Origin of the sequence: Mesorhizobium sp. M4A.F.Ca.ET.050.02.1.1, assembly GCF_003997725.1 — a bacterium.
GTDB lineage: Bacteria > Pseudomonadota > Alphaproteobacteria > Rhizobiales > Rhizobiaceae > Mesorhizobium.
In genome coordinates this window covers 1-2,558 of the sequence record NZ_RZSG01000823.1, presented here as the reverse complement: position 1 = coordinate 2,558, position 2,558 = coordinate 1, and the positions used below count along the sequence as shown (strand labels likewise).

Here is a 2,558-nt window from a genome sequence, read left to right as displayed (position 1 = left end):
GACAAATAGGGGGAGAACTGTTACCTATGTATCCGGTTCAAACTGTTACCCATCTATCGGCTGGACACTGGCCGCGGCCCAGGCACGCTTCCTGCGACGCGGGTGATTGGCGAAAATCCGCGTGACGACGTCCTTCTCCCCGTTCACGGGGAGAAGATGGCGGCAGCCAGATGAGGGGCAGCGCCAACGTTCGAAGCTCCCCTGCACGAAATCTGCAAATCATTGCTGAAAATCTCAGGCGGCCCGCCCCGCTATCTCCTCGCCTGCTTGCGAGACAGGCGACATGCAGACACACGAAAGTCCCCGTTGGTCCCTGCCCTACCGGCTGCGCAGCGATGGCTGGTGGCTCGCCGCGAAAGCGCGGCCGACCGCGACGCTGTTGCCCTTCGTCCTTAGATCGCCGCCGCGCCATGCGCCGGCCAAAGCGAGGAAAACCCGGTCATGACAGATCTTCTCGCGCCGGCGCCGAGCTATTGCCAGCGCTTCGGCGTCGCCGTCCTGCTGGTCGCGCTGGCGGACTTTTTCTTCTATGGCCAGCCGGCCGGCATCACGTGGTTCCTGTTCGGCATCGTGCTCGCCGCCGCGATCGTGGCCCTCAATTCCCTGTCTCTCAATTCCATGAACCTTAACGATCGCTGGCTCTGGGTCAGGCCTGCCGCCCTGCTCGCGGCGCTGCTGCCGCTGGTCGAGAATGTCAGTCCGCTGTCGGTCTCGATCGCGCTCGTGGCGCTCTCGGCGTTCGCGCTTTCGCTGACCGGGCGGCTGCGCGCCGGCCTCGCCCGCATCGCCAGGCAGCTTTCGGCCTTCTTCATCGCCGCGCCGTTCCGCTTGGTGGGCGACTTCGTGCGCTGGCGCAAGGCGGCGCGGCGCCATGGCGGGCGGCGCATCCGGCTGGCGGCGATCGCCGTCTGGGTGATGCCGCTCGGCCTCGGTCTCGTCTTCCTCGCTCTGTTCGGCGCCGCCAATCCGGTCATCGAATACTGGTTCTCGCTGATCGACCTTTTTGCACTCCTCAACCTGATCCAGCTGCCGCGGCTGGTCTTCTGGCTGGCCGTGCTCGCTGGCATCTGGGCCTTCCTGCGGCCGCGCCTGCCGCGCTTCTTCCGCCGTTTGCCGCGCAAGTCGCGGATCGTCCGCACGGAACCGCCGGCTCAGGCAAGAACGACCATCGAGGACGTCCTCTTCGGCAAGGCGGCGATCCTGCGCGCGCTGCTCGTCTTCAACCTTCTGTTCGCGCTGCAGACCGCGCTCGACGCCACCTATCTGTGGGGCGGGGTGGCGCTGCCGGACGGGCTGACCTACGCCGCCTATGCGCATCGCGGCGCCTATCCGCTGATCGTCACCGCGCTGCTTGCCGCCGGCTTCGTGCTCGCAGCGCTGAGGCCCGGCAGCGAGACGTCGGAGGACCCGCTGATCCGCCGGCTGGTCTATGCCTGGGTGGCGCAGAACATCATGCTGGTCATCTCCTCGATGCTGAGGCTCGATCTCTATATCGGCATCTACGCGCTGACCTATCTGCGCATTGCCGCCTTCGTCTGGATGGGGCTGGTGGCGGCAGGGCTGGCGCTGATCATCGCCCGCATCGCGCTTGGAAAATCCAGCGAATGGCTGCTCTCCGCCAATCTTCTGACGTTATCGGCGACGCTTTATGTGTGCTGCTACGTCAACTTCGCCGCGCTGATCGCCAACTACAATGTCGACCATTCCTACGAAATGAACGGCCCCGGCACCAGCCTCGACCTTTTCTACACGAGGTCTCTCGGCCCCGCCGCGTTGCCGGCACTCGACCGCTTTTTTGACCATCAGAAGAAGGTGTTCCTCGCCGACAAACGCGATCCGGCTGACGCCTTCACCGAGGCCCGCTTTCGCGACGAGCAGAAAAACTGGCGCGCCTGGAGCTTTCGCGACTGGCGGCTTTTGCGCGCACTCGACAAAAGAGGTCCGCTCGTGGTTCCTCCCGGGTATCGACCCGCGATGCCGGACCTCTGATCGATGCCGCACAACATCCTCGTCGCCGACGACGATCCGCATATCCGCGAGATCATCTGCTTCGCGCTGGAAAAGGCCGGCATGAGGACGCAAGGCGTCGCCGATGGTGCCGCCGCCCTGCAGGCGATCGAGCGGCGCGCGCCCGACCTCGTCGTGCTCGACATCGGCATGCCGGAGATGGACGGGCTGGAGGTGTGCCGCAGGCTGAGGCAGCGATCCGACGTGCCGGTGCTGTTTTTGTCGGCGCGCGACGAGGAGATCGACCGCATCCTCGGGCTGGAAATGGGCGGCGACGACTATGTGACGAAGCCGTTCAGCCCGCGCGAGCTGGTCGCCCGCGTCAACGTCATCCTGCGCCGCGCCCGCCCGGCGTCGGCCGAGGCCGAAGAACGGCAGTTCTCGCATGGCGGGCTGGTGCTCATGCCGGCGAGCCACGGCGCCAGCTTCGACGGCAAGCCGCTGGCGCTGACGGGCATCGAGTTCGCGATCCTGAAAGGGTTCCTCGCCCGCCCCACGCATGTGCTTGCCCGCGAGGCGGTGATGGCCAATGCCTATGCCGCCAACATCCA

Annotated in this window: 2 protein-coding genes; both read left to right on the top strand. The window is 65.8% G+C overall.

Annotated features, from left to right (window positions below):
- Positions 1-441 precede the first annotated feature (441 nt).
- Complete coding sequence (locus EOA33_RS31740) at positions 442-1,989, top strand: DUF4173 domain-containing protein (protein WP_127407423.1); 1,548 nt, start codon at positions 442-444, stop codon at positions 1,987-1,989.
- A gap of 3 nt (positions 1,990-1,992) precedes the next feature.
- The coding region (locus EOA33_RS31735; RefSeq protein WP_145989401.1) for a response regulator transcription factor at positions 1,993-2,558 on the top strand (566 nt) is incomplete at its 3' end.

Coding starts and splice junctions, on each gene's coding strand:
- EOA33_RS31740 (WP_127407423.1), top strand. CDS start 442: ATGACAGATCTTCTCGCGCCGGCGCCGAGCTATTGCCAGCGCTTCGGC.